Below are 20,289 nucleotides of genomic sequence, written 5' to 3'. Positions count from 1 at the left end.
TTAAACTATTTTTAGCTTATCCTTGATTTCATCAGTCGGATTAAGCGCTACTTTTTCAGGTGGTGTCCAATTTCTTATTCCTTTATTAAATCTAGATGGATTAAGTGCTCTAGCAGCCTCATAAACTTTTATTCTATTATTCATAATGCTTTCTGTTTCACCATTATGTCTGCTGTTAGGAGTCATAAATTTTAGTCCACTATGATAATGTTCATTGTTATACCAATTAACAAAGCTAGAAACCCATTCTCTGGCATCTTCTATGGTAGCAAATCCATCCTTGGGATATCCCGGTCTATATTTCATAGTTTTAAATTGTGCCTCTGAAAACGGATTATCATTGCTTACTCTAGGTCTTGAATATGAAGATATTACTCCTAGTACTTCTAATTTAGCCTTTAGAGTATATGATTTCATAGGAGCACCATTATCAGAGTGAAGAACTAGGGGTTTTTGATTATTCTTAATTTTAACTTTTTCCGATAGCATAGCTCTTTCTACTAACTCTGATGCAAGTTCACCATTTTCTTCAGTCCAAACCTCCCAAGCAACTATTTTTCTACTAAAAATATCAATAACCATATATAGTTTATAATAGATTCCTCTAGTATATGTATTTAACCAAGTTATATCCCATGTCCAAACTTGATTTGGACCATCTGCAATAAATGTAGTTTGTAACTTTACTCTTTCAGGCGGTTTAGTGTGCATTCTATGATGTTGCATATTTTCAGCTCTAAGTATTCTATAAAAGGTTGATTCTGATGCAATATAAATTCCTTTATCAGCTAGTTTAGGAACTATTTGCGATGGTGGTAAATCTGCAAATTCTGGTCTGCTTACAGTATTTAAAACACTTTGATATTCTTCCTTAGAAAGCTTATTTTTAGGCACTGGTCTTATACATGTTTTTCTTTTATCTTCTTTCACCGAGCCGTGCTTGCACCATCTTTCAAAAGTTCTTTTGCTTATACCAACAACATCACAAGCTGGTATTAACCTAGCTCCATTTTCATTAGCTTCTTTTATCAGCTCTACAATAATTCTGCGATCTTCAATGCTGATTAATCTTCCTCGTTTTCCCCGAAAATCGCATCTAACTTTTTTCTAAGAACTAGTAATGCTGCTGTTTCAGCTAAAGCTTTTTCTTTTCTTCTAAGGTCTTTTTCAAGTTCCTTAGCTTTTCTTTTTTCTTCTTTCAATTGTTCTTCTAATGCTGAAGATTTGTTAATAATTTTAGCACCGTCATTTGCTGCTAGGCAGCTAGAACGCCATTATTTTATTTCAGCAACATATAGGCCATTCTCTCTGCAGTATTTTCCTAAATCACTCTCTGACATTGTGTATGTTTCCATAACAATTAAAAATTTCTCTCTTGATGATATTGTTTTATTAGATGTGGTAATACCTTTTATTTTAGAAACCGATGCTTTACTTTTCCAAGTAGCAAGAGTTGATTGACTTATTCCAGTTTCTAATGATAATTTTGAAGGCGAAATACTTTCAGGCGGTAACATCCTTGCTATTAACTTCTCTTTTTCTTCTTTTGTATATTTTCTATTTTTACTATTATCTCTTGTCATAGATTATCTCTCCTTATTGTATCTCTTACGAGAATAACATTAATTACTCTCTACGACAACTATCTTACCACCCAGGGATATGCACCACCATCAATAAAATATAAGAAATAACTTTAAAATTTCCAATTTTATTAGGATTTTATCTGACTTTTTTTATTTTCGTGCACAGAATCTACGTATCTGAGTGGAAACTTATCAGGAATTTACGTATCTGAGTGGAATTTTTCCTTACTTAACTGGAAATTGTCCTTTTTTTGCAGAAAATCTACATATTTCAGTGGAAAATTAAAATTTTTTAAAAAAATTTTAATAAATTTTTATGGAAATTTTTAGGATATTAGAACCTATCTTGCATAGAATCTACGTATCTAAGTGGAAAAATATCTTCATTCCTTTTAAATTCCCTTTCTCTTGCATAGGATTTACGTATCTAAGTGGAAAAATTACATGAAAAGTTTATGAATTTAATAAAAATAAAAATATTGAAAATTCAAAAAACGCTTTAAACCCACTCTATGACTAGCTTCAAGCCTTGTGTCCTATGATTTACGTATCTAAGTGGAAAAATACCCTCTAGGTCGCATTCCTTCGTCAGACCTTGCACAGAATCTACGTATCTAAGTGGAAAAATCGCCTGTTTTGCATTATTTAGCTTTATAAAATACAATAAAACATATACTTTTTTAAGCTAAGGGAGGTGAGAAAGAAATGGCCACTAAACTATATAATTCACATTTATCTAAGATAATATTTGAATGTAATGAATACTATATTCTTGATACATATATATCTTTAGCTTATATATCTAGTGAAGTAAATTCAAAATATCTTATACAAACATTTAGTGATTCTAAAGCAGATCTTATAAATCTTGTTAGAAGAAATATGAATGCTTCATACAAGACTATATTTAATTGCATAGATAAGTTAATAGATAAGTGTATTTTATCTTTTGATAAAGAATTAAATAGTTGGGTTTTAGTTGATATGGAGAATATGACTAAATCAAAATACGATTCTAATGATGAGTCTTATATGGATTTAACAGGTTATACTAACATAAGAAATTTCTTTTTCACCGAAGAATTTAGAAAAATGAAAGCTAGGGAAAAAAGGATTATTATATATATGGCACAGTTATGCGATTCTAAAGCATCTAAGTTCCATGATAGTTTTTCTATGAATCTTTTAAAGCCTAATAGTTCATGGATGAAGGTGTTAAAAACTAAGTGTAAATATTATGCTAAATATACCATAAATAAGATGCTTACTAAATATGAACATATATTTAAAGATAATAGTCAAAATATGCGAGTCAAAGATTTATCACCTAAGAAAATTACAAACTTTAAGTTTTATTTTCAATGTCCAGCAGTTGATAACAAAGTCTTAGAAGATGAATACATTGAACTTGTTAAACTTAGTAATCCTAAAGAATATGACCTTGTTAAAGAAAAGATAAAATTTGCTGGCATAACCTTAACTAAAAAGCTTATAATGCATTTAGTTAGAGCTATATCAAACCTTAAAGAGTGGTTTTTAAAAGAAAGGGTAGCTCAACTTATAATTAATAAATATAGAGCTATTCAAATTCATAAAAGCAGAGAAAACATAAAATCATTGCCTGCATATGCGGCAGCTGTAGTTAAAAGTGTTGTAAATGAATATAAAAAATTTAAAGAAATTCAAAAAACAAACAACATAAGAAAGTATGAATATGGAGAACATTTTATAGAATACACTAATAATAAAGCTGATTATGATGATGATATAACTTTTGATATAAAAAAAGCCTTGGCCTTATTATAAGAACAAAGTGAATTGATCACGCTTTTTAGGTGAGAGTTATCATGTGAAAGTTAAGAGTTTTTAATAAAATGCTTAAAGATTTTCTAAAATACATATTTAAAAATTTTATTAAGGAATTTTTTACTTAGCTCTACACTCTCAATTCTTAACAAAATGTCTAAAATCTTAGATTTAATCAGCTTTTAACCTTTAGAAATTCTATAATTTAAGGCATTCCCCCTAGATTTATACTATTATTATAAAAACTTTTAACCTTAGATATTAAAACATTTAAATCTTACACATAATTTAAGTTGTGTTGATATATGAATATAACTGGCATAGAATAAGGAAATTTATAATAGGAATTTGCCAATATATTTAATATTATAATTAACTTAAAACTATGTTAAAACCTTTAATATCCTAGGTTTATTTGTGGTGCATAAAATATAAATTGAATTAAATATTATATTAGCTATCCTTTAAAATCAGTTTATATTCTTAAATATATGGTAAAAATATATTATATGTAAACATTTTTAAAATCTAAAAAAAGAAACATGATGAATGATTTGGCTTATTTTAGGCTAAATACTTATCATGTTTTTTTATTTTTAAAATTAAATAGCATAATAAATGTAAAGTTATAAAATTAAATCTTAAAGTTATAAAAATATAGTTTAAAATTATAAAATAAGTGGATAACATTATAAAATCTTCTGTTCTTTTCTTTAAAATGTAAATCCTATCTAAACCCTTATATATAAAGACTTTAAGTTATATAATTCTTGTCCATAAATTGTATGTAAATAATATTAATAGTATGTGTATTTTATTAATTGAAAGAAATGAATATAAACTGTTAGATAAAAAATTAACTACATAAACCCCTTATTTTATATAACGTTAGCTAAGAATACCTTAATATATACACATTAAAAAAGAAATTAAGCTTAAGAATACTAAAATGAATATAGTTTTATATAAATATTCAAAAAAATAAGGAAGTGTGTAAACACTTCCAATACTTATTATTGATCTTAAATTAGATATTTAAAAAAAACTAATTTACTGAAAATTTTCTTTCTTACTATATTAATAAGAAAAACATTATAACTTACTTAAACATTTCAAAATTTGTTATGGGATAATATTTAAGTACAGCCTTTCCTTGTATGTATGATTTATCAACAAAAGGATAGTGCCAGCATCTAGAATCATAAGAATGAGCTCTATTATCTCCTAGAAAGAAAAATTTATTTTCAGGTACATTAAAAGTTCTATTATATTCTATATTGTTTTTTACATAGTTTTCTTTAATTTCTTCTCCATTTCTAAATACAACACCATGTTTAATTTCTATTTTATCTCCTGGAAGTCCTATTAGTCTTTTTATTAAGATTTCATCTGGAAATTCATCATTTTTAAATAGTACAATATCTCCTTCTCGTAAATTTTCAAAGTTATGGACTCTTGCTACAAGTAATCTATCTTTAACTTCTAATGTTGGCATCATAGATTTACTAGTAATCCAAGCACTATATCCTACAAAATGCCATACTAAAAATGCTATAGTGGCAACCACTGATATATTGATTGTCCATTCTTTTATTATTGATTTTTTATTTTTTTTAACTTGTCCTTTAATATTTTACATAATTATGTAACCTCTATATTTTACAAATTGCCATATTATTATAGCATAGTTTCATTCAATATATTTGAAAAATAATTATTAATTTACAAATTATAATTTTTTAGGAATTTTTTCAATAGATATTAATAACAAAATATTCAATGAAATATTTAAATTTAGTACATTTATTAGTATTGATAGTTGTGTTTCAATTAGTTCTATAATTTGTAGAATAGATGTTACTTTAAATTATGATGGTAGATATGTTACTGACGCATGGGATTAGGTTATTGTAAATTTCATATAAATTAATAAATTATTTAACTTAAGAATAAAAAAAATTATATTTTATTAAGGATTAAATAATCTCAGTAGAATCATAATCTTTTTTATATGGTAATAACTTTAACTCGAAAATATATAATTTTTTATTTAATTATTTTTATTGAATAATATATATATTTACATATTAATTATAAGTTATAAAGTACAAATTATATTCTTGTATAATAATCGTTTATATGTTTATTCAACTAGGTTTAGAAGTATATATAAGTAATGAAAATAGTCACCTATTTTGTTACAAAATTAGTAACATATAATACTACAAAAGTTATAACGAAATATGTTACTTAGATTTTAACTAAAAATAATAATCTGAAATTAACTAGATAAAATCCTTATTTAATATATTTCTAAAATTTGAATTTAGTATAAAAAAGTCATCAATTCAAATTTCTTAATCTTATTATTAAGAAAAATAAATCAATGACTTTTTATAAACTTTATTTAATTTAGAATATTTTTCAGTGACTTGTAATTACGAATTTTAAACTAATACATTTGTATCATAGTAAAATTAATTTGAGAATGTTTGTGTTCCCATATATTTATTATTGTCTTTATCGTAAATAACACCTATACCAACTTTGTTATATGCAGGATTCATCATATTGTCTCTATGACCTTTTGAATTCCACCATTGGTTAAATAATTCTACTGGATCATAAGTATTGTATGCAATATTTTCACCAGTTGTATTATATTTATATCCTATTGCTTGTAACCAGTTTGTCCACTTAGTTCCGTCTGGATTTGTGTGATCAAAGTAATTATATTGAATCATATGGTTACTCTTATATCTAGCAACTTTTAATAAAGTATTATCCATAGTTAATGGTTGTAAACCAGCTTGTACTCTTTTTTCATTCATTAATTGAAGAATCTTATTTTCTGCATTACTTTGTATGCTTATAGAATATTTTTCTGGTAATTTGCTTAATCCTGATACATTTACAGAATCACCACTTGTAGGTTGCACATTTTCTTCCTTATCTACTGGTTTTTCTGGTGCAGTTGTACCTTCATTTACATTAGTGTTTGGAGTTGTTACATCATTTGATCCATTGTTGTCTTCTGTTACATTTGGAACTGTTATGTCATCTTTTCCTTTATTATCTTCTGATGTATTTGGAATTGTTGTATCATTTGATCCATTATTATTTTCTACTACAGTTGTGTCATTTGATCCATTATTAACTTCTGGTGCTGTTGTATCAGCTGAATCATTATTAGCTATTACTGAATCATTAAGTTTAGTTGGACGTTTCACCCACCCAAATTGTAAATTACAGCTTGTCTTATTATTTTTTATATAATTATTTAAATAATCTTCTAATTTTATTTCTCCATTTGAACCTAAGCAGAACCAAGTACCATAAACTTTGCTCCAACTTTTAGTAATATTACAATTATTATTTTTTCCTGCTGCGGATACCCCTAATGGATTTAGGCTTGTAATTGTTGCTACTGCTACAACGCCTCCTATTATTCTTCTTAAAAAAGCTTTCTTCATTAGTTTCTCTCCCTCGCTATTTATTTTTGGATGTATATGTAAATTTCAACATATGCCTTTTTATTAAAGGCTTTTTCATATATTCAAATTTGTTGCAACATCCTTGTCTCCTATACTAACACATATACGACATTTTTCAACCAATGAATAAGAGCTTTTAAACAGATTAGCGCCTTTTTATTATAGGATTCTTTAATAATTCTAAAGAATGCTCGCTTATTTTACATTAATTTTTTAATTAAATTAAAAATAATTCGAAAAAATTAGGAAAAGCTGCATTGTTTTTTCTTTTCAGTTTAAAAAAAAGTTTACTGAATAAATTTTGAAGAAAATAATAAATAATACATTATTAATAAAGAGTGCTTATTTCATAAATCTAATTTTATAAGATTATCATCATTTCTATTTTTTTATTTTAAATATTGAAAATAAAGATAGAATAGAACCAATAACTATATACTTTAATATTGATTTATCTAGTAATACATTAAATTTAGATGGATCAGATAATTGATTTCTACTTATATAATTAACGAAATAGCTTCTACCAAGGTCAACGCTTTTATGTATTAAAATCAAACCTATAAAAAATAATAATATAAAAAAGAGATTCTTTTTAAAAAAATCCATAAATACATCCCCCTATTTAACTATAAATTAATAATATGAGTATAACATTTATTTGGATTAAAATTGCAGAAAGGTTTATGAGATGAATTAGAATATATAACTCATTGTAACAAAACTATATTATTAGAAGTTAAAAAAATATAATTAATATAATGAATAGGAGAAATGTAATGAAACGCAAATTATTGTTTAGTGAATTTATAGTAACAATAATAGTATCTGTATTAATGTTTATAGGATATTATAACAATATTAATATTAAGGTTAATGCTGATATTAAAGAGAATATATACATTATGTATACTGATAAAGATTTTAAATCAACCTATAGTATATACAGTACCTATAGTAAATCAGTTAAAAACATTTTTTTTAGGGAAAATAAAAATTATTCTGATTTTAGTATAGATGAAATAAATAATACTATATATTACTCAGAACTTGGCAATAAAAAATATGATATATATAAACTGGATTTATCAGATAAAGATAAAAAAGCAGTTGGTCTATTAGGTAGTGACTATGGTGGGGATGTATTTGACTTAAATAATGATAAAATAATTTTTAGAACTCTTACAAAAGATCGAAGAAGCTATACCCTTGGAGTTTATTATTTAAAAGATAATGAAATAAAATCATGGCCTAATGAAGATAAGGATAGATATATTTTTAATTTTTATTGGGATAAATATAATCATGCAGTTTATACAATAGAGCGTTCAGTTAATGAAATGGAAACTCAAGAAAAGATACTTCATAAGATATTTAAATACGATGAAAATGGAGAAAATAAACAGTTGCTATATTCAACAGATAAAGATATAAATAATATATCTGTTAATAATCAAGGTAGTAATATTATATTTGATGTAACAATAGTAGAAAATCGTATGCCTATAAATAGAATTTATTTACTAAATTTGAATGACAATACAGAGCAAATACTTGTAGAATCTAATGACAAATTTGAACATACTAATTTTACTTTAGTTAAAAAACCCAAATTCTCACTAAACGGAAATGGATTTTATTTTTTAGGGACTACTCCGAAATCTAAGATTATTGCAGAGGTTAAATGAAGCACTCCTACAATGTCAAATGCAATTTACTATTATGATTTTAACTCTAAGAAAATAAGTGTGATATTTGAGGATAAAAATATTATTATTAATGATTTTAAAATAAGTTAAGGGGACAATAATTAACTACTTTACCAAAGTTATAGCTATTTATTTTTTACTTCTTTATAATTACAAAATATAGGTGTTATAGCAATTATAAAACTTACCCAAATTATATATAGTAATATTGTTGCTTTACCTCCAATTAATAGCATTATCTTATATATTATTAGTATTGGCATATTTACCAATGTAGATATTATTAATATTGAACATAATGATAACTTATATTCTTTTAAGCATTTCTTACATTTTAAATCTTTAATTTTTAAACTCCAAGTAGATTTAATTATATCCTTATATTTAAATCTTGTATTGCAATTAGGACATATATTTTTCATATATTTTTCACTCTCCTTTATTATTTAATTTATTATATCGCATATTCACAATATACCATAAATTTCAATTAGGAACATGTGGTATCTAATCAGATTTAGATTATTATTAATTAAATATTGGAGTAAGTAGTTACTTTAAATGTGTATTTAACTAGGTTTAAAAGTATATACGAGTAACTAAAATAGTCACTTATTTTGTAACAAAATAAGTGACTTATAATACAATAAAAATTATAACAAAATATGTTACTTATATTGCAACTAGAAATAATAAAAATATATATTAATATATTTGTTTAACACATTAAAAAGACCCATATATGTTGTAATGTAGAAAAATTATCAAAGAAGTAGAATATAAACCTCCATATAATATTTAGGAGTATTGCTATTATGGTCATTGAAATTAAAGGATTATAAAAGTAGTTTAATAAAAATACTATTGCTTTACAGAATATGGAGTTAGCATGAATTTTATATTAATATTTAAAATATAATTATATTTATCACTTGACTGATAAGAATTTATGGTATAATCTTTAAATTATATAAGATAATTTAATAATTTTTAACTAGGGGAGCTAATATTTTGGCTGAGATTGGAAAGATTGATTTCCTAGACTCTTATAACCTGATTTGGTTAACACCAACGTAGGGAAGTACACTAAATAATGAGTAGTATATTTATGTAGCCCTTGGGCTACATTTTTTTTATTCCAAAATAAGTAAGTGATTAAAAATTTAGTGCAGTTTCATTACGTTAGGCACATGAAATAGAATAATAGATTAAAAAGTACAAGTATATAGTCTATTATTTTTGAATGTATTTTAAATAAGAAAAGAAAGGAGGAGTAAAAAAATATTATGAATGAAAAATGCAAAGCACAGAAAATTGCATTAAGTGGAGTTTTGATAGGAATAGCAAGTATTTTTGGAACATTTTCAATTCCAATAGGAGTAGCTAAAATATCACCAATTCAACACTTTGTAAATGTAGTTGGAGCAATAGTTTTAGGACCAATTTATGCACTGGGAAATGCATTTATTGCATCATTGATAAGAAATATTTTAGGAACAGGTAGTTTATTGGCATTTCCAGGAAGTATGATAGGTGCATTTTTGGCAGGAGTTCTTTATAGAAAATTTAAGAAAAAATTAGTAGCTGTAATTGGTGAAGTAATAGGAACTGGGATATTAGGTGCTTTAGTAGCTTATCCAATAGCAACAGTACTTTTAGGAAAAGAATCAGCATTATTTGTATATGTAATGCCATTTACTTTTAGTTGCAGTGTGGGAGCAATTATCGCATATGTATTTTTAAAAGTTCAAGTCATAGAAAAATTTTTAATAACTAATAAAAACATAAAATCACAAAGAATTTAGAGAAAGATGTATTTCAAAACAGTATTGATATATGATAAAGAACAAATTTTAATGTTAGTTTGTGTTTTTATTATAATAGCAATATTAAGTTAAAATATAGTCTATAAAAAAGTAGGAAGAAGATGATAAAAATGTTTAGAGCACTTACAATTGCAGGTTCTGATAGTTGTGGCGGGGCTGGAATTCAAGCAGATTTAAAAGCATTTTCAGCTAATGGTGCTTATGGTATGAGTGTTATAACCGCAATAACAGCTCAAAATACAATGGGGGTTTTTGGAATTCAGGATATAAGTCCAGAAATGATTAAATCACAGATTAATGTGATTTTTGAAGATATTAGAGTAGATGCTATAAAAATAGGAATGGTATCTAAAATTGAATCAATTAAAGCAATATCAAGTTCATTAAGAAATATAAAAAATTTACCACTAGTTGTTTTAGATCCTGTTATGATTTCTAAAAGTGGATTTAAATTATTGTCAATTGATGCTAAAGATACTTTAGTTAAAGAATTATTTCCATTGACTACACTATTAACACCTAATTTACCAGAAGCAGAAGAAATTTTAATGACAGAAATAAAAAGTTTAGAAGATATGAAAGAGGCAGCTCAAAAGCTTAGAGAGTTTGGTCCTAAATATGTACTTATTAAAGGTGGACATTTAGAAAATGAAGCAACTGATTTATTATTTGATGGTGAAAAATTTGTTTTTTTACCAGAAGAAAGAATAAATACAAAGCATACTCATGGAACAGGGTGTACATTATCATCTGCCATAGCAGCTAACTTAGCCAAGGGAATGAATATTGAAGAAGCAGTTAAGGAAGGTAAAAGATATATAACATGTGCAATAGAACATGGATTTGAACTTGGAAAAGGGGTTGGACCAACTAATCATTTTTATGAACTTTATAAAAGGGCTGGAATAATAGAATAACTCTTAAATTAAATCCATCTGTAAAGCCTATTTTCCACTATGATACGTTAACAGATTACTCTAATAGACTTGCTATGAGCTTGATGAAAAATAATCATGACGTTTTAGAATTGTTATTTTATTTCATATGGCTAAAGTTCAACTATAAAAAATCCTTAAGGTTATTGTAAAGGTATTAAATTTTTCATATCCACATTTGAAACATATGTAACAAATTTCACTAAAAATATAGTTTATAAATATTAAAGGGGGAATTAAAGATGAATTATAAAACACAAATGAAAGCAGCTAAAAAGGGGATAGTTACTAAAGAAATGAAGATAGTAGCTTGTAAAGAAAATATGTTGGAACAAGAATTAATTAAGCTTGTTGCAGAAGGAAAGGTAGTTATACCAGCTAACATTAATCATAAATCACTTAATCCAGAAGGAATTGGAGATGGACTTAGAACTAAAGTAAATGTAAACTTAGGAATTTCAGGGGATTCAATTGATTATTGTAGAGAAATGCAAAAGGTAAAATTGGCAATTGATTTTGGTGCAGAAGCTATAATGGATTTAAGCAATTATGGAAAAACTCAAGAGTTTAGAACAAAGTTAATAGAAAAATCTCCAGCTATGATTGGGACAGTTCCAATGTATGATGCTATTGGATATCTTGAAAAAGATCTTTTAGATATAAAGGCAGAAGATTTTCTTAATGTTGTTAGAGCACATGCAAAACAAGGTGTAGATTTTGTAACTATTCACGCTGGAATTAATAAAAGAACAATTTCTTTATTTAAAGAAGATAAAAGGAGAATGAATATTGTATCTAGAGGAGGATCTTTATTATTTGCTTGGATGGAGATGACAGGAAATGAGAATCCTTTCTATGAATATTATGATGAGTTATTAGAAATTCTTAGAGAATATGATGTGACAATAAGTCTTGGAGATGCTATGAGACCAGGATGTCTTGATGATTCAACAGATGCAGGACAAGTTTCAGAACTTATAGAGTTAGGACTTTTAACAAAGAGAGCATGGGAGAAAGATGTACAAGTTATGATTGAAGGACCAGGTCATATGGCAATGAATGAAATTGCAGCTAATATGCAAATAGAAAAAAGATTATGTCATGGAGCACCGTTTTATGTGCTTGGACCTTTAGTTACAGATATTGCACCAGGATATGATCATATAACATCTGCTATTGGAGGAGCTATTGCAGCAACTAATGGAGCTAATTTTCTTTGCTATGTAACTCCAGCTGAGCATTTAAGACTACCTGATTTGAATGATGTTAAAGAAGGTGTAATTGCGGCAAAAATAGCAGCCCATTCAGCAGATATAGCTAATGGAATTAAGGGGGCAAGAGATAGAGATAATAAAATGGCAGATGCACGTCAAAAGCTTGATTGGGAAGAGATGTTTAAGATTGCTATTGATGGAGAAAAAGCTAAAGAATATTTTGAAAGTGTTCCACCAGAAAGTAAGCATAGTTGTTCTATGTGTGGAAAGATGTGTGCAGTAAGAACTACAAATAGAATATTAAATGGTGAAAAAGTTGAACTTTTACAAAATGAGGTTAAATAATTATGAGTAAGGAAATAGTTAAAAAAGTTTGTGAGTTATTAGATGACGTTAGAAATAAGAAACCACTTGTACATAATATAACCAATTATGTTACAGTTAATGATTGTGCTAATATATTGCTCGCAATTGGAGCATCACCAATTATGGCTGATGATATTAAGGAATCGGCAGACATTACTAAAATTTCAAATGCACTTGTAATAAATATAGGAACATTAAATGAAAGAACAATTAAATCTATGATTGTATCTGGTAAGAAAGCAAATGAATTAAATATTCCAGTAGTTTTTGATCCAGTAGGTGCAGGTGCATCTGAATTTAGAAATTCAATCACTAAGAAAATACTAGAAGAAATAAAAATCAATATTTTACGAGGCAATATGTCTGAAGTTAAATTTATAAGTGGATTAAAATCTACTACTAAAGGTGTTGATGCATCTGAAAGTGATATGAAGAGTGGAAATGAAGAAGGAATTAATATAGCTAAAAATTTAGCTAATAAACTTAATTGTATTGTAGCAATTACAGGGATAACAGATATAGTATCTGATGGAGAATGCACTGTTATGCTTGAAAATGGAACTAAAATGCTTTCAAATGTTACAGGTACCGGATGTATGAGTAGTGCTTTAATAGGTGGTTTTTGTGGAGCAGGTAACGATTATTTTATAGGAGCAATTGCCGGAATTATTTCCATGGGAATAGCAGGCGAGGTTTCTTTTGAAAAATCAGAAAAAATAGGACTTGGAAGTTTTAGGGTTGGAATTATAGATGCTATAAGCAATATGAATTCTGACATAATTGTAAACATGGCAAAAGTCCAAGAAATATAAAAATTAATAATTAAGACATATGAAAATATAACAATCCTAATATAGAGTGTAGAGGGGTTAATTATTTTCACATGTCTTAATAGCATTTGGCTATTTTTTAAATTTATGTTTATATATGCAATAGGTAAAGTGGCATTTTACCCAGTCTAGATTTATTTATGCATATATAAACACATTCTTAAAATATAGACTGAAATTAAAAAATAGAATAATAAATTATAAGGAGAATAAATAGGAATGAAACCTAAAATAGATTATAGTATTTATCTTGTAACAGATAGGGATTTAATGAGTACTGATACATTAGAAGAAGCAGTAGAAGAGGCAATTAAAGGTGGTTCTACTTTAGTACAATTAAGAGAAAAGGAATGTACATCACTTGATTTTTATAGTACTGCTTTAAATATAAAAAATGTAACAGATAAATATGATATACCATTAATAATAAACGATAGATTAGATATTGCAATGGCAGTAGATGCAGCAGGAGTTCATGTAGGACAAAGTGATATACCATCAAGTGTAATAAGAAATATTATAGGAAATGATAAAATTATTGGAGTTTCAGTTAGTTCATTAGAAGAAGCACTTAAGGCAGAAAAGGATGGAGCGGATTATTTAGGTGTTGGTGCTATGTATTCAACAGGAACAAAAAAAGATGCAAATAAAACATCAATGGATGATCTGAAAAAAATTAGATCAAATGTATCAATTCCTATTGTAGTAATAGGGGGAATAAATAAAGAGAGAGTTAAAGATTTTAAGGATACTAATATTGATGGATTAGCAATTATATCAGCAATTATAGCTGAAAAAGATATTAAAAAAGCTACACAAGAATTAAAAGAGTTATTTTTAGAAATTAGAATACTTTGATTCGTATATTAACAAACTTATGTTTTTAGAATTATGCTTTCTCAGTTCCTTTAAAAAGTTTTTTTGCTTCATTGTTTTACCTCTTTGTATTTAATTGAAAGTACTTTCATTATATAAATCGTAATATTTATGGTAAATATTTCATGGAAAATAATATTAATAAAAATTAAGTTATTAATCATACAGATTCTGATAATAAATATATTTTGGAGCTAATTTGAGAGAAAAAAAACTAAAACTATGGGAGTAAATTGAGATTTTTATTGATAATACTGTTTCTATAAAGCGTGCATGATCTTATAAATGCACGTTTTTTGTTATTTATATTAAATAAAAATATATGTCTAAACGGGACTAAATAATGTCAATATAGAGCGTACAAATTAATTATTATGGTCTAAACTAATATTAGAAATAAAAAGATAATGATTATCGTTATCTAACATTAAAGAAGGGTTTATTTTATTAAAGATAATTAAAAGTTTGAAAAAAGTTAAATGAGGAGGAGATTAAAATGAATAATAGAACAAAATTACTTACAGAATCACCATTTAAACTTATGCTTTCATTAAGTGTACCAGCTGTTTTAGGTATGCTGGTAGTAGGTCTTTATAATTTGATGGATGCGGTGTTTGCAGGGCAGATGATTAGTTCAACTGCAATGGGGGCCATATCAATTTCATATCCATTTACATTGATTAACAGTGGAGTGGCAACCCTTATAGGAGTTGGTTCTGCATCAGTATTATCAAGAGCTATTGGTAAAAAAGATCAGAAAACAATTGATTCAATTATGGGAAATCTTATAATGGTTGTATGTATATTATCACTTATAATTACTGTAGTTGGCATTATTTTTACAAAACAAATACTATCAGTTACTGGTGCTGAAGGTGAGATTTTAAATAGTGCTGTTCGTTATCTTAGACTTATATTTATTGGTTCAATATTTGTAAATTTCTTTCAAAGTGCTAATATGGTAATGAGAGGTGAAGGAGCATTAAAACAATCAATGTTGATTGTAGGTAGTGGAGCTATTTTAAATATGATTCTTGCTCCAATATTAATAAGTATACTTAATAAATTTAATATGGGAATTGAAGGTGCTGCATATTCTACTATAATTTCACAACTTATACAAGCTATTGTTACTTTAATGTATTTTATAAGAAAAAGTGAAACTTTAAAAATTAATAAAATTAGATTAGATATAAATATTTTACCTGAGATATTTGCAGTGGGACTTTCAGCAATGCTTATGCAAGTAATGACATTGTTATATCAAACATTTATTTTTAATAGTGCTTCAAAATATGGGGGAGGAACTTCTCAAATTTTATTAGGAGCTGCTTTAAGAGTTCAAACATTTGCATTTATTCCATTATGGGGAATCAGTCAAGGTTTCCAACCGGTTGCAGGTACTAATTATGGTGCTGGAAAATATGATAGAGTAAAAACTATGACACTAGTATTTATTGCAAGTGCATTTGTATTATCTTTAATTTTTTATTTACCAGTTGAAATTGCACCAGGAGCAGTTTTATCATTATTTATTAAAGAATCTAACATAATTCAACAAGGAGTATCTAATTTTAGAATTATGTTTAGTACTTATATCTTTCTTGGAATTTTCATAATGGTTGTTACTTTATTCCAATCATTAGGAAAAGCTAAAAAAGCAAGTATTATAGTATTATTACGTCAAGTAATACTTTTTATTCCTCTTATTATGATTTTACCAAAATGGATTGGAGTTAAAGGTATTTGGATGGCAATTGGTTTAAATGATGGTATACTTGTTTTAATTACTATTTGTATGATGATGTTTGAATTTAAATCTTTATCATCAAAAACAAATGTTAAAGCAAATCTTGATGCAATTTAAAAGAAGAACTTTTTAATTACTTAAAATATAAACAAAAGTGATTAAATATAGAAGAAATAAAAAGATGAACAAAGAAAACTTTAAAGAAAAATATGAAATTAAGAAATAAAAACAGGAAGGAGAAGCTACTGGTAAAAATATTTAAAAATAAATAGTAAATTTTCAGTAGCAGATTTTATAATGCAGGGAATAGATATTGTTCGAGATCATGAATTTTTAAATAGAGTTTCTTCAGTTGAAAAACTTGATAATGATGATTACAGAACTATATATAAAATGAATTGTAATGAAGGTCTTGGATTAATGACAGTATACAAGATATTTACAGGCATTGAATTAGTATATAATGAATTTGAAGCAGCAACTTGTTTATGTGACCTACCAATGTATGACAATATAATTGAGATAAATCATTGTAAAGAAGGAAGAGAAGAATGTATATTACTTGATGGCAGTTTTTTATATATGGGAGAAGGTGACCTTTCTATTAATATGATGAGTAATCATGCAGATACAATTGGTTTTCCACTTAAGCATTACAAGGGAATTTCTGTTATGATTTATATGGATGAAATTGTTAATGAAGTACCTGAAATTTTGAAGGATGTTAATATTGATATATATAATTTGAAAGAAAAATTTTGTTCTAACGATAAATGTTTTATTATGAGAGCTAAAGATAAAATTGAACATATATTTTCTGAATTATATTCAGTGCCAGAATCAGTACAAAAGGCTTATTTTAAGTTGAAAGTTTTAGAACTTTTGGTGTTTTTAAGCATTATAGATCCTTCAGAAGAGGAGGAGAAAGAATATTATTCAAAGGATCAAGTAGAACGAATTAAGGAAATAAAGAAATTTATTACAGAAAATCTACAACATAGGTATACAATTGAAGAATTAGCGAAAATGTATTGTATAAGTCCTACAACTTTAAAAACATATTTTAAAGGAGTATATGGAACTTCAATTGCATCATACATTAAAGAGTATCGTATTAAAAATGCAGCAATAAGTTTACGACAAACTAAAAATAGTATAGCAGATGTGGCTTTAAGTGTTGGATATGAAAGTCAAAGTAAATTTGCAGCTGTTTTTAAAAAAATTATGGGTATAAGTCCTTTAGAATATCGAAAAAAGTGTTTAGAAGATATATTATTGCAGCATTAGTATTTAAGACATTAGTTAAATGTGGCGAATCCAGTTTGGTTTTGTAGAGAAATTATAGACTTTTTAAATTTTGAAAGCCCTAAAAAATATAATGTTATTGAGATATTTTTCAATTAACAGTTGATAATGTACAATTATTGTATATTATCAACTGTTAATTGTTTATTAAGGGTTTTTATATTATGTTTTAATGGTAAATTTATAGAGGTTAATTTAGAATAAAATCTTTGAAATATATTTCTTTAATGTATTAAAAATGTCTAAATAGAGCCAAACTTTGTTTTTATGGAGCAGACAATAAAGATAAAAATATATATAATATTAGTATACTAAATAGTAATTTATGTTACAGAAAGGAGAAGTATTTTAATAATTTAATGACTAATTTTTTTTACTAATCATATGAACGACTGTTCACATGATAAGACGATAAAATGACTATATATTAATACAAATTTAAATCAATAATCTAAATAAAAAATATTAAAGAATAAAGGAGAAATTAAAATGAAGAAAAAATTTAAATTAAAAGATTTAGACTGTGCAAATTGTGCTGCAAAGATGGAGAATGCTATTAATAAAATTGAAGGTGTTAATGAAGCAAATATAAGTTTTATGACACAAAAACTTACAATTAATGCAGATGATCAAAGATTTGATGAAATTATGAAGAAAGTTATTTCTGTATGTAAAAAAGTAGAATCTGACTGTACTATTGTGTTAGAGTAGGAGATAGAAATGAGTAAGAAGCAAAAGGTAATGGTTACACGAATTATATTAACTACAATTATATATATTTTATTGATGTGTATTAAGCATTTTAGTGTAATACCATATAATCCACCTAAAATTTATATGTTTATTTTATTTTTAATTCCATATGTTTTAATTGGATGGGATATTATATATAAAGCTATTTTAAATATCATACATGGACAAATTTTTGATGAAAACTTTTTAATGTGTATAGCTACATTTGGTGCATTTGGAATTGGAGAGTATTCAGAAGCAGTTGCAGTTATGTTGTTTTATCAAATAGGAGAACTTTTTCAAACATATGCAGTTAATCGTTCAAGACAGTCTATTACAGAATTGATGGATATATGTCCTGAATATGCCAATATTGAAAAAGATGGACAGATTAAACAAGTTGATCCAGATGATGTTTCCATAGGAGATATAATTATTGTTAAAGCTGGAGAGAGAGTTCCATTAGATGGTGTTGTAGTTTCAGGAAATTCAATGATTGACACTGCTGCATTAACTGGAGAATCAGTTCCAAGAAAAGTTAATGTTGGTAATGAAATTATTAGTGGGTGTGTAAATACTAATGGATTAATAAAAGTTAGAGTTACTAAAGAGTTTGATGATTCTACTGTATCTAAAATATTAGATTTAGTTGAAAATGCAAGCAGTAAAAAGGCAGAAGTTGAGAATTTTATTACTAAATTTGCAAGATATTATACACCTATAGTTGTTTATGCAGCTCTATTTCTTGCATTATTTCCACCTTTGATATTAGGTTATAATTGGTCAGAGTGGGTTGGACGTGCTTGTATATTTCTTGTAATATCATGTCCATGTGCTTTAGTAATTTCTGTGCCACTTAGCTTTTTTGGGGGGATAGGGGCAGCTTCTAAATCTGGAATATTGGTAAAGGGAAGTAATTATTTACAAATACTTGCTAACATGGATACTATCGTGTTTGATAAAACTGGAACTTTAACTAAAGGAGATTTCAAAGCTTCAGAGATTAATGCAGTTGGTGTAGCTAAAGAAACATTATTAAAATATGCTGCATTAGCAGAATATTATTCAGATCATCCAATTTCAAAATCAATAAAAGATGCTTATGGTGAGCAATTAGATTTTGGATTAGTGAAAGATGTAAAGGAAATATCAGGTCGTGGGATAAAAGCAAATATTGGTGATCATATTATTCTTGTAGGTAATGATAAATTAATGAAAGATATGAATGTATTTTATATAAAATGTAATAGTATAGGAACAATAGTACATGTTGCGATGGATGAAAAATATATTGGAAACATTGTAATTTCTGATACTATTAAGGAAGAATCACATCTAGCAATTAAGGAATTGAAAAAACTTGGTGTAAAGAAAACTGTTATGTTAACTGGAGATAAAAAAGAAGTTAGTAAAGAAGTAACTGAAAAATTAGGAATAGATGTGGTTTATGCAGAATTAATGCCAGCAGATAAAGTTGAAAAAGTGGAGATGCTTTTAAATGGATTACAATGTAAACAAAAATTAGCTTTCACAGGAGATGGAATAAATGATGCACCTGTTTTATCACGTGCAGATATTGGTATAGCAATGGGAAGTATGGGTTCGGATGCTGCTATAGAAGCTGCTGATATTGTATTAATGGATGACAATCCTCAAAAAATAGCTACTGTAGTTAAAATAGCACGTAAGACATTAAAAATTGTAGGGGAAAACATTGGATTTGCACTAATGGTAAAAGCTATTGTCTTAATTATGGGGGCATTTGGATTAGCTAATATGTGGGAAGCAGTATTTGCAGATGTTGGAGTATCTGTAATTGCAATTTTAAATGCTATTAGAGCTTTAAAAATAAAATAGTAT

18 protein-coding genes and 1 riboswitch are annotated in these 20,289 nt (G+C 26.6%); of the genes, 11 read left to right on the top strand and 7 right to left on the bottom strand.

Features of this window, described 5'->3' with window-relative positions; all coding sequences use genetic code 11:
- The 3 genes from BGI42_RS15325 to BGI42_RS16450 form a co-directional block, all read right to left on the bottom strand.
- The gene (locus tag BGI42_RS15325) at positions 1-1,029 is read right to left on the bottom strand and encodes an IS3 family transposase (RefSeq protein ID WP_242984788.1); all 1,029 of its coding nucleotides are present in this window, start codon (positions 1,027-1,029) and stop codon (positions 1-3) included.
- A gap of 35 nt (positions 1,030-1,064) precedes the next feature.
- Positions 1,065-1,202, bottom strand: coding sequence for a hypothetical protein (locus BGI42_RS16455; RefSeq protein WP_242984783.1), 138 nt, complete (start codon positions 1,200-1,202; stop codon positions 1,065-1,067).
- A 72-nt stretch (positions 1,203-1,274) separates the two neighbouring features.
- Complete coding sequence (locus tag BGI42_RS16450; RefSeq protein WP_084023924.1) at positions 1,275-1,583, bottom strand: transposase; 309 nt, start codon at positions 1,581-1,583, stop codon at positions 1,275-1,277.
- Positions 1,584-2,291: 708 nt separating this feature from the next.
- Between BGI42_RS16450 and BGI42_RS15315 the strand changes: the two genes are divergently transcribed.
- On the top strand, positions 2,292-3,392 hold the full coding sequence (locus BGI42_RS15315) for a hypothetical protein (protein WP_069681203.1): 1,101 nt from the start codon (positions 2,292-2,294) through the stop codon (positions 3,390-3,392).
- Between the two features lie 1,099 nt (positions 3,393-4,491).
- On the opposite strand, the gene lepB is transcribed toward BGI42_RS15315, so the two are convergent.
- From lepB to BGI42_RS15300, 3 genes are all read right to left on the bottom strand, one after another.
- Positions 4,492-5,022: a signal peptidase I gene (gene lepB, locus BGI42_RS15310; protein WP_069681202.1), complete on the bottom strand. Its 531-nt coding sequence runs from the start codon at positions 5,020-5,022 to the stop codon at positions 4,492-4,494.
- 847 nt (positions 5,023-5,869) lie between these two features.
- Complete coding sequence (locus tag BGI42_RS15305) at positions 5,870-6,865, bottom strand: CAP domain-containing protein (RefSeq protein WP_069680003.1); 996 nt, start codon at positions 6,863-6,865, stop codon at positions 5,870-5,872.
- 402 nt (positions 6,866-7,267) lie between these two features.
- Complete coding sequence (locus BGI42_RS15300) at positions 7,268-7,495, bottom strand: hypothetical protein (protein ID WP_069681201.1); 228 nt, start codon at positions 7,493-7,495, stop codon at positions 7,268-7,270.
- A 170-nt stretch (positions 7,496-7,665) separates the two neighbouring features.
- Here BGI42_RS15300 and BGI42_RS15295 point away from each other — a divergent pair, with 170 nt between their 5' ends.
- Positions 7,666-8,574, top strand: coding sequence for a hypothetical protein (locus tag BGI42_RS15295; RefSeq protein ID WP_069681200.1), 909 nt, complete (start codon positions 7,666-7,668; stop codon positions 8,572-8,574).
- Positions 8,575-8,720: 146 nt separating this feature from the next.
- On the opposite strand, the gene BGI42_RS15290 is transcribed toward BGI42_RS15295, so the two are convergent.
- Positions 8,721-9,017: a TIGR04104 family putative zinc finger protein gene (locus BGI42_RS15290; protein ID WP_069681199.1), complete on the bottom strand. Its 297-nt coding sequence runs from the start codon at positions 9,015-9,017 to the stop codon at positions 8,721-8,723.
- Positions 9,018-9,581: 564 nt separating this feature from the next.
- A riboswitch (TPP riboswitch) is annotated at positions 9,582-9,692 on the top strand.
- Between the two features lie 189 nt (positions 9,693-9,881).
- On the opposite strand from BGI42_RS15290, the gene thiW reads away from it, so the two are divergent.
- From thiW to BGI42_RS15245, 9 genes are all read left to right on the top strand, one after another.
- On the top strand, positions 9,882-10,400 hold the full coding sequence (gene thiW / locus BGI42_RS15285; protein ID WP_069681198.1) for an energy coupling factor transporter S component ThiW: 519 nt from the start codon (positions 9,882-9,884) through the stop codon (positions 10,398-10,400).
- A 131-nt stretch (positions 10,401-10,531) separates the two neighbouring features.
- On the top strand, positions 10,532-11,338 hold the full coding sequence (gene thiD, locus BGI42_RS15280) for a bifunctional hydroxymethylpyrimidine kinase/phosphomethylpyrimidine kinase (protein WP_069681305.1): 807 nt from the start codon (positions 10,532-10,534) through the stop codon (positions 11,336-11,338).
- Positions 11,339-11,598: 260 nt separating this feature from the next.
- A complete protein-coding gene (gene thiC, locus BGI42_RS15275) occupies positions 11,599-12,915 on the top strand; it encodes a phosphomethylpyrimidine synthase ThiC (protein ID WP_069681197.1) in 1,317 nt (438 codons plus the stop codon).
- 2 nt (positions 12,916-12,917) lie between these two features.
- Positions 12,918-13,748: a hydroxyethylthiazole kinase gene (gene thiM, locus BGI42_RS15270; RefSeq protein ID WP_069681196.1), complete on the top strand. Its 831-nt coding sequence runs from the start codon at positions 12,918-12,920 to the stop codon at positions 13,746-13,748.
- Positions 13,749-13,985: 237 nt separating this feature from the next.
- A complete protein-coding gene (gene thiE / locus BGI42_RS15265; RefSeq protein ID WP_069681195.1) occupies positions 13,986-14,624 on the top strand; it encodes a thiamine phosphate synthase in 639 nt (212 codons plus the stop codon).
- A gap of 514 nt (positions 14,625-15,138) precedes the next feature.
- Positions 15,139-16,509: an MATE family efflux transporter gene (locus BGI42_RS15260; RefSeq protein WP_069681194.1), complete on the top strand. Its 1,371-nt coding sequence runs from the start codon at positions 15,139-15,141 to the stop codon at positions 16,507-16,509.
- Positions 16,510-16,689: 180 nt separating this feature from the next.
- Entirely contained in the window at positions 16,690-17,679 is a 990-nt protein-coding gene (locus BGI42_RS15255; RefSeq protein ID WP_069681193.1) for a helix-turn-helix domain-containing protein, read from the top strand.
- Between the two features lie 507 nt (positions 17,680-18,186).
- Positions 18,187-18,408 carry a cation transporter gene (locus BGI42_RS15250; RefSeq protein ID WP_069681192.1) on the top strand — a complete coding sequence of 74 codons (222 nt, stop codon included), beginning with the start codon at positions 18,187-18,189 and terminating at the stop codon, positions 18,406-18,408.
- 9 nt (positions 18,409-18,417) lie between these two features.
- A complete protein-coding gene (locus BGI42_RS15245) occupies positions 18,418-20,286 on the top strand; it encodes a heavy metal translocating P-type ATPase (protein WP_069681191.1) in 1,869 nt (622 codons plus the stop codon).
- Positions 20,287-20,289: the final 3 nt, after the last annotated feature.

This window comes from Clostridium taeniosporum, assembly GCF_001735765.2.
In the GTDB taxonomy this organism is placed as follows: domain Bacteria; phylum Bacillota; class Clostridia; order Clostridiales; family Clostridiaceae; genus Clostridium; species Clostridium taeniosporum.
This window is presented reverse-complemented; position numbering and strand designations above follow the sequence as displayed.

Bases quoted from the DNA above. Each gene is read 5' to 3' on its own strand.
- thiM (WP_069681196.1), top strand. From the start codon at position 12,918: ATGAGTAAGGAAATAGTTAAAAAAGTTTGTGAGTTATTAGATGACGTT.
- BGI42_RS15305 (WP_069680003.1), bottom strand. From the start codon at position 6,865: ATGAAGAAAGCTTTTTTAAGAAGAATAATAGGAGGCGTTGTAGCAGTA.
- BGI42_RS15315 (WP_069681203.1), top strand. From the start codon at position 2,292: ATGGCCACTAAACTATATAATTCACATTTATCTAAGATAATATTTGAA.
- thiC (WP_069681197.1), top strand. From the start codon at position 11,599: ATGAATTATAAAACACAAATGAAAGCAGCTAAAAAGGGGATAGTTACT.
- BGI42_RS15260 (WP_069681194.1), top strand. From the start codon at position 15,139: ATGAATAATAGAACAAAATTACTTACAGAATCACCATTTAAACTTATG.
- thiE (WP_069681195.1), top strand. From the start codon at position 13,986: ATGAAACCTAAAATAGATTATAGTATTTATCTTGTAACAGATAGGGAT.
- BGI42_RS16450 (WP_084023924.1), bottom strand. From the start codon at position 1,583: ATGACAAGAGATAATAGTAAAAATAGAAAATATACAAAAGAAGAAAAA.
- BGI42_RS15255 (WP_069681193.1), top strand. From the start codon at position 16,690: ATGCAGGGAATAGATATTGTTCGAGATCATGAATTTTTAAATAGAGTT.
- BGI42_RS15250 (WP_069681192.1), top strand. From the start codon at position 18,187: ATGAAGAAAAAATTTAAATTAAAAGATTTAGACTGTGCAAATTGTGCT.
- thiD (WP_069681305.1), top strand. From the start codon at position 10,532: ATGTTTAGAGCACTTACAATTGCAGGTTCTGATAGTTGTGGCGGGGCT.
- thiW (WP_069681198.1), top strand. From the start codon at position 9,882: ATGAATGAAAAATGCAAAGCACAGAAAATTGCATTAAGTGGAGTTTTG.
- BGI42_RS15245 (WP_069681191.1), top strand. From the start codon at position 18,418: ATGAGTAAGAAGCAAAAGGTAATGGTTACACGAATTATATTAACTACA.
- BGI42_RS15300 (WP_069681201.1), bottom strand. From the start codon at position 7,495: ATGGATTTTTTTAAAAAGAATCTCTTTTTTATATTATTATTTTTTATA.
- BGI42_RS15295 (WP_069681200.1), top strand. From the start codon at position 7,666: ATGAAACGCAAATTATTGTTTAGTGAATTTATAGTAACAATAATAGTA.
- BGI42_RS15290 (WP_069681199.1), bottom strand. From the start codon at position 9,017: ATGAAAAATATATGTCCTAATTGCAATACAAGATTTAAATATAAGGAT.